The following is a 7753-nucleotide window of genomic DNA, read 5'->3' as shown; positions in this document are numbered from 1 at the left end:
TATAAGAGACCGCCACCGGCACCCTGCCCGCCCTGCGCTACCGCAGGACCTACCGGCTGCGCGCCCGCCTCACCGACCTCGCGGGCAACAGCCTCGGCGCCGACACCGACCCCGCGGGCGCCCCGGGCACCGTCACCGAACCCCTCACCTACAGCCGCTGGGAGCCCGTGCCGCCCCCCGTGATCGTGCCCCGCCGGCCCTTCCTGGAGGGCGACTCGGAACCCCGGCTGGTGATCCGCTCCACGATCGAGGAGGACGGCACACCGGTCCCACCGGTGATCTGGGCCCTGCGGCGCAACGCCGAGGTGCCCGACCACGAGATGCACTCGCCGGTCGACGGGCTCGACCGGCGCTACCGCTCCTTCGACGAACGGCACGTCAGCCCGCCCAAGACCGCCCTCCAGATGGCCGAGCAGCACGGCGTGTACGACGCCGCCTTCGGCGCCGGGAAACCGGCCGAGGCCCGCCGCCAGTACTTCGCCTCCGCCTCCCGCGAGGCCGGTTCGTACCTCGACACCGTCGTCAGCTTCCCGGACGACCCGGACCTCACCCGCGACCTCAAGTTCTTCGGCGAGATCCACGTCGCCAAGCACGACGTGCACGACACCGAGCCGCTGACCGAGCTCCCCGTGGCGCGCGGCGCCGGGCTCAAACAGGGCGAGTACGTCGTCCACGACGCCGACCAGCTGATCCTGCCCTACCTGCCCGACGCCCTGGTCCGCGGCGTCTCCTTCCGCGGCCTGCCCGGTGGGAAGCCCAACGAGACCTACGACTTCCCCGGACCCTGGCCCCAGGCGGAGCCGCTGCGGCTGCGCATCGAGGAGGGCACGGGTGCTCCCGAGCGGTCCCTGATCGGCCGTCAGCTGACCGTCTTCCTGCCGAAGGCGGAGGCCGCGACGGTCCGCATGAGCTGCCGCATCGCCGCCTCCGACCTCGACACCTTCCGCACCTGGCAGCTCCTCACCGGCTCCCCGCTGTGGAACGACCCGGTCACCGGGCTCCCGCAGGCCAAGAAGGACGAACTGACGGCCGCCTCCGCCGACGGCGAGAACTGGCTGATCACCCCGTACGTCGAACTCACCCTGGTGCACGCCGTCGAGAAGCCCCTCGAACGGCCGGTGCTGAGCGATCTGACCTTCAACCGCACGGCCGAGCAGACCTCCGCCCAGCTCGTCGGGACCGTACGGGCGCACGCCAGGAGCACCGGCCGCGTCGACGTCGACGCGACCTGGACCGAGTGGCTGGACGACGTCACCCAGGACGCGCCCCAGCGGATCACCGGCCACGCGCACGTCGGCGAGCTCACCCTCCGCCCCGCGGACAACACCCGCTCGCTGCTGGGCATCCGTCACGAGTTCCGCGACACCCGGCACCGCAACGTCACCTACACCCCCACGGCCACCACACGCTTCCGCGAGTTCTTCCACCCGGCGATCACCGACCGGGCCGAGCTCATCACCCGGGTCGGGCCCGCGGGCGCGGGCCCGGCCGGCCGCGGCTGGGCCGTCCCCAGCTCGCGCAGGCCCGAACCACCCCTGGTCAGCCACGCGGTGCCCACCTTCCGCTGGGAGAGCTCGGTGGACCACGGGGCGCACAAGGTGACCCGGATCCGCCGCCGCGCGGGCTTCCGCGTCTTCCTCCGGCGCCCCTGGTTCTCCTCGGGGGACGACGAACTCCTCGCGCTCGTCCTCGACCCCGGCACCGCGGCCACGGGCCTGCCGGACGACCTCGTCACCCGCTGTGCCGCCGACCCCGTGGGCACGGACACCACCGCCCTGCCCCACCTGGCACCCGTCAACTTCCCGAACGCCGCGCTCACCGCCACCGGGCTGCAGACGGCCGAGACCGTCGCCGGGGCGCCCGCGACCGTGACGGTCGTGGCCTTCGCCCCGGTCTTCGACCCGCAACGCAGGCTCTGGTACTGCGACATCGACGTCGACCTCGGCGCCGCCGCCGACACCACCGCCTATTTCCCCTACCTCCGGCCCGCCCTGGCGCGCTACCAGCCCTCCTCCGTCGACCCCCTCCAGCTGTCCAAGGTGGTCCTCGGGGAGTTCACCCAGCTCGCGCCCGACCGCACGGTCAGCGGGGCCATGACGACGGACGGGAGGATCCACATCGAGCTCGGCGGACCGGCCACCGCCACCGCGGTCGGCAAGCGCGCCGGGGCCGGACTGCCCGGCATGGCCGCGAGCCGCCGCGTCGTCGCCTCCGTGCAGCAGCGCCCGCTGACCGGCGGCGACCTCGACTGGACCGGCACCGGCGCCACGCTCGACCTCACCTGCGTCGCGCGCGGCACCGGCTTCGCCTGGACCGGCGACCTCACCCCACCGGCACCGTCACTGCCCCTGCTGTCCTCGTTCCGGCTCGTGATCGAGGAGTACGAGACCTACCTGACCGACAGGACGACGGCCACCGGGACGGTCACCGCGGGCGGCACCACGCTCCCGGTCGGGCGCAGGCTCGTTCACGCGGACACGTTCGCCCTGACCACGACGCTGCTGGGCCGGATCGTCCTCCAGGAGTGACTCCCGCGGCGGGGATCAGCGGCCCCAGCGCAGGGCGGGCGTCCGCACCGGCGCGTCCCACAGCCGCAGCAGCTCCTCGTCCACCTGGCAGACCGTCACCGAGGCGCCCGCCATGTCGAGGGAGGTGACGTAGTCGCCCACGAGGGTCCGGGCGACCGCCACCTCGCGCGCGGCCAGCACGCGGTGCACCTCCGCCGCGAAGCCGTACAGCTCCAGCAGCGGCGTCGCGCCCGCGCCGTTGACCAGGAGCAGCACCGGACCGGTCGGCGGCCGGTCCGTCAGCACCGCGTCCACGGCGTAGTCGGCGATCTCGGCGGAGGTCATCATCGGCCGCCGCTCCCGGCCGGGTTCGCCGTGGATGCCGACACCCAGCTCCAGCTCGCCGGGCGGGAGGTCGAAGGTGGGGCTGCCCTTGGCCGGGGTCGTGCACGCGGTGAGCGCCACGCCGAAGCTGCGGGACGCCTCGTTCACCCGCCGGGCGATGGCCTCCACCCGGTCCAGGGGCGCCCCTTCCTCCGCCGCCGCTCCCGCGATCTTCTCCACGAACAGGGTGGCCCCGGTGCCGCGGCGCCCGGCGGTGTAGGTGCTGTCGGTCACCGCGACGTCGTCGTCGACGAGCACGCTCGCGACCTGGATGCCCTCGTCCTCCGCCAGCTCGGCGGCCATGGCGAAGTTCATCCGGTCACCGGTGTAGTTCTTGACGACGAACAGCACGCCCCGGCCGCTGTCCACCGCGGCCGCCGCGCGCGCCATCTGGTCGGGCACGGGCGACGTGAAGATATGGCCGCACGCCGCGGCGTCCAGCATCCCGTGCCCCACGAATCCCGCGTGCAACGGCTCGTGCCCGGACCCGCCCCCCGACACCAGGGCGACCTTGCCCGCGACGGGCGCGTCCCGTCGCACCACGACCTGCCCCTCGACGTCGACGGTCAGTTCCGGATGGGCGAGGGCCATCCCGCGCAGCGCATCGGGGACCACGGTCTCGGGAGTGTTGATGAGCATGTGCACGGAGGGGCTCCTCGGGTGACGGACTGCGGTGCCCGCCCAGCCTGCCGGAGGTCCGCACGCCACGCCAGGCGCGGCGCGCTCCCGTCGCATGCCGCGGACCGCCTGCGGGCCGGTGGGCGGGTGGCGAAGGTGTTGCCCGGGCCCCGTCCGCGGATGCCTCCCGCGGAGTAATGTGAAATTGCACTGACAGGTTCTCAGCAAGCCCCTCCGCCCACCAGATCCGAGGGAGCTCCATGACCACGTCGGTATCACCCGCGCCCGGTTCCGCGATCCGTACGGCCGGCCACGACCTGCCCGTCACGCCCGAGCTGGCGTCCTTCATGGCCTCCGGCTGGGCCTCGGCGCCCGCCGGGGGCGGCACCCGGCTTCCCGCCGCCGGTCTCACCCCCGCCCGCCGCGCCCGCCTCTCCGCGCGCTTCCCCGGCGAGCGGCTCCTCGTCCCGGCGGGCGAGCCGCGAGTGCGCTCCAACGACTGCGACCACCGCTTCCGCCCCCACAGCGCCTACACCTGGCTGACCGGACTGGGCGGCGAGGAGCAGGCGGGCCACGTGCTCGTGCTCGAACCGGACGGGCCGCACGGCCACGAGGCGGTGCTGCACATCCGGCCACGCTCGGCACGCACCGACGAGGGCTTCTACCGGGACCGCCGCTACGGCGAGTTCTGGGTGGGCCCCCGCCCCGGACTCGCCGAGGCCGAGCGGACGACCGGCATCCGCTGCGTCGCCCTCGGCGGACTCCCGCCGGGGCGGAACGCGGCCGTGGACGCCGGACTCGCCTCGGTGCTCAGCGAGCTGAGACTGGTGAAGGACCCCTGGGAAGTGGCGCAGCTGCAACAGGCGGCGGACCACACGGCCGCGGGGTTCGAGGACGTGGTACGCGCTCTGCCGCGCGCCCTCGCCCACCCGCGCGGCGAGCGCTGGATCGAGGGGGTCTTCGGCCTGCGCGCCCGCGCCGAGGGGAACGGCACCGGCTACGAGACCATCGCCGCCTCCGGCGCCCACGCCTGTGTCCTGCACTGGACACGCAACGACGGTCCGCTCGACGCGCGGGAGCTGCTGCTCCTGGACGCGGGGGTGGAGACCGACAGCCTCTACACCGCCGACGTCACCCGTACCCTCCCGCTCTCCGGACGTTTCTCCCCGGTCCAGCGGCAGGTCTACGAGCTCGTGCTGGCCGCCCAGGACGCGGGCATCGCCGCCCTGAAGCCGGGAGCGAGCTTCCGTGACTTCCACCGGGCCGGCATGCGCGTGATCGCCGAAGGGCTCGTGGAATGGGGGGTGCTGAAGAACGCGAGGGGTGATCTCCACCGGCGCTACACCCTGTGCAGCAGCGGCCACATGCTCGGCCTGGACGTCCACGACTGCGCCCAGGCGCGTACCGAGGCGTATCTGGACGGGGTGCTGGAGGAGGGCCACGTGCTCACGGTCGAGCCCGGGCTCTACCTCCAGCCCGACGACGAGACCCTGCCGCCCGAGCTGCGGGGCATCGGGGTGCGTATCGAGGACGACCTGGTGATCACGGCGGAGGGCGCCCGGCTGCTGTCGGGCGGACTGCCCAGGACACCGGACGCCGTGGAGGAATGGATGGACGGTCTGATCGAAGCCCGTGCGCTCTGAGCAGCGACAGGGAATTCGCTTGCAGAAGAGCGGAGTTGGGTCTGGGCAACGTCAGTACCATGTGAAATATTACTGACGTGCCAACGGGAAACCTCTCGGACGTCATCGTCGTCGGCGCCGGCGTGGTCGGCGCGGCATGCGCCTACTACGCCGCCGACGCCGGTCTCCGCGTCACCGTCGTCGACCGCGGCTCCGTCGCGGGCGGCACCACCGGGGCCGGTGAGGGCAACCTCCTGGTCTCCGACAAGGAACCGGGCCCGGAGCTGGAACTCGCCCTGTGCTCCACCCGGTTGTGGGCCGAGCTGGCCGGGGTGCTGCCCCCGCGGATCGAGTACGAACCGAAGGGCGGCCTCGTCGTCGCCCCGGAAGCCGCCGGAATGTCCGCGCTGCGGGACTTCGCCGCCCGGCAGCGCACCGCGGGCGTGACCGCCGAGGAGATCCCGGCGGAGCGGCTGCGGGACCTGGAACCCCACCTCGCCCCGGGCCTGGCGGGCGGCGTCCACTACCCGCGGGACGCGCAGGTCATGCCCGCCCTCGCCGCCGCGCACCTGCTGCGCGCGGCCGGTGGCCGGGTGCGCCTGCGACTCGGCGAGGAGGTCACCGGCCTGCTCGCCGGGGCGGACGGCGCCGTGCGCGGCGTACGGACGCGGCACGGGGAGATCCACGCCCCGTACGTGGTCAACGCCGCCGGTACCTGGGGCGGTGAACTCGCCCGGCTCGCGGGCGTGGAGCTTCCCGTGCTGCCCCGCCGGGGCTTCGTCCTCGTCACCGAGCCGCTGCCGCGCGTGGTGCGGCACAAGGTGTACGCCGCCGACTACGTGGCGGACGTCGCCAGCGGGTCCGCCGCGCTGCAGACCTCGGCGGTGGTCGAGGGTACCCCGGCGGGCCCCGTCCTGATCGGCGCCAGCCGCGAACGCGTCGGCTTCGACCGGACGCCGTCCCCGCGGGCCCTGCGGCGGCTGGCGGCCGGGGCCACGGCGCTCTTCCCGGTCCTGGCCGCGGTACGGGCGATGCGCGCGTACACCGGCTTCCGCCCGTACCTGCCGGACCACCTGCCCGCGATCGGCCCCGACCCGCGCGTTCCCGGCCTGCTGCACGCGTGCGGCCACGAGGGCGCGGGCGTCGGGCTCGCCCCGGCGACCGGGCTGATCGTCGCACGGTGCGTGACCGGATCCGAACAGCCCCTGGACATCGGCCCGTTCGCGCCCGGCCGTTTCGCACCCGTGGCGCGTGCGGGGCCCGACTGACACCCCTGCCCCGAGTGGGAACCCGGCCCCGATCCTTCGCCCGCCGTGTGCACGGAGAGGAGAACCCCAGTGGCCCGTACCCCCGCCGACCTGGTCGGGGCGCAGCCCGGTCCGCCGTTCGAGATCACCTTCGACGGACGGCCCGTCACCGCCCGCCCCGGACAGACCGTCGCCGCCGCACTGTGGGGGGCCGGGATCCCGGCCTGGCGCATCACCCGCGACGGCCGTCGGCCACGCGGTGCGTTCTGCGGCATCGGCCAGTGCTTCGACTGCCTCGCCACCATCAACGGCACGCCCAACCGCCGGGCTTGCCTGGTCCCCGCGCGCCCCGGCGACGCGGTCGTCACCCAGGAAGGGCACGGCCATGACCGCCTCGGCGTCTGAACCGTCCGAACCGTCCGAACCGTACGACCTGGCCGTCGTGGGCGCCGGTCCCGCAGGTCTCGCCGGTGCCGTCGCGGCGGCCGAACGCGGTCTGCGCGTCGTGCTGTTGGAGGCGGCCGCGCACACCGGCGGCCAGTTCTACCGACACCCCGCACCGGCCGCCCGCGCGGCCCGGCCCGAGGCCCTGCACCACGGCTGGCCCGTCTACGCCGACCTGCGCCGACGGCTGGCGGGAAGCGGCGTCCGGCACCGTCCCGGACACCACGTGTGGAGCGTCACGCAGGACACCCCGGACAGCCCCTGGTCGGTGCACTGCCTCACCGGCGCCGACGGCTGCGACGAGCGGCCGGTACGGGTGCGGGCCCGCGCGGTGCTGCTGGCGACCGGCGCGTACGAACGTCAGCTCCCCTTCCCGGGCTGGACCGTGCCCGGTGTCGTGGGCGCCGGGGGAGCGCAGGCCATGCTCAAGTCCGGCCTGGTGCTGCCCGGCCGGAGGGTCGTGGTGGCCGGGAGCGGCCCCCTGCTGCTCGCGGTCGCCTCCTCCCTGGCCGCGGCCGGTGCCCGGGTGCCCGCCGTGATCGAGGCGTCCGGATATCCGGGGTACGCCCGGCATCCCCGGGCCCTCGTCACCAACGCGGGGAAGGCCGCCGAGGCACTGGTCCACGGTGCGGCCCTGCTGCGGCACCGGGTGCGGGTGGTGACACGCAGCGCGGTCACCGAGGCGCACGGCACCGACCGGGTGGAAGCCGTCACCGTGGCCCGGCTCGACCGCGACTGGCGGCCCGTACAGGGGTCGGGCCGCCGGATCGCCTGCGACGCGCTGGCCGTCGGACACGGCCTGGTCCCGCAGATCGAGCTGGCCACAGCACTCGGCTGCGCGACCCGCAGGACGGCGGACGGCACCGCCGCGCTCGTCCTGGACGGCCTCCAGGAGACCTCGGTACGCGGCCTGTGGGCGGCGGGGGAGACC

The 7753-nt window shown here is 74.5% G+C and carries 6 protein-coding genes; 5 read left to right on the top strand and 1 reads right to left on the bottom strand.

All coding sequences use genetic code 11. The features are described from left to right. Positions 1-167: 167 nt before the first annotated feature. Positions 168-2528 carry a hypothetical protein gene (locus tag K6I34_RS26780; protein ID WP_229329434.1) on the top strand — a complete coding sequence of 787 codons (2361 nt, stop codon included), beginning with the start codon at positions 168-170 and terminating at the stop codon, positions 2526-2528. 15 nt (positions 2529-2543) lie between these two features. Here the strand turns inward: K6I34_RS26780 and dhaK are convergent, their stop codons facing one another. Then, positions 2544-3530 carry a dihydroxyacetone kinase subunit DhaK gene (dhaK, locus tag K6I34_RS26775; protein ID WP_229329436.1) on the bottom strand — a complete coding sequence of 329 codons (987 nt, stop codon included), beginning with the start codon at positions 3528-3530 and terminating at the stop codon, positions 2544-2546. A gap of 239 nt (positions 3531-3769) precedes the next feature. Between dhaK and K6I34_RS26770 the strand changes: the two genes are divergently transcribed. From K6I34_RS26770 to K6I34_RS26755, 4 genes are all read left to right on the top strand, one after another. After that, positions 3770-5152 carry an aminopeptidase P family protein gene (locus K6I34_RS26770; RefSeq protein ID WP_229329432.1) on the top strand — a complete coding sequence of 461 codons (1383 nt, stop codon included), beginning with the start codon at positions 3770-3772 and terminating at the stop codon, positions 5150-5152. A 77-nt stretch (positions 5153-5229) separates the two neighbouring features. Next, the gene (locus K6I34_RS26765; RefSeq protein WP_229329430.1) at positions 5230-6399 is read left to right on the top strand and encodes an FAD-dependent oxidoreductase; all 1170 of its coding nucleotides are present in this window, start codon (positions 5230-5232) and stop codon (positions 6397-6399) included. 69 nt (positions 6400-6468) lie between these two features. Beyond that, on the top strand, positions 6469-6783 hold the full coding sequence (locus K6I34_RS26760; RefSeq protein ID WP_229329428.1) for a (2Fe-2S)-binding protein: 315 nt from the start codon (positions 6469-6471) through the stop codon (positions 6781-6783). Further along, positions 6764-7753 (top strand): NAD(P)/FAD-dependent oxidoreductase (locus K6I34_RS26755; protein ID WP_229329426.1); only part of this gene is annotated, 990 nt, incomplete at its 3' end. The genes K6I34_RS26760 and K6I34_RS26755, both read left to right, overlap by 20 nt.

Origin of the sequence: Streptomyces sp. UNOC14_S4 (assembly GCF_020740835.1) — a bacterium.
In the GTDB taxonomy this organism is placed as follows: Bacteria; Actinomycetota; Actinomycetes; order Streptomycetales; family Streptomycetaceae; genus Streptomyces.
Note: the sequence above shows the minus strand (reverse complement) of the source record. Positions and strands in the feature narration are given on the sequence as shown.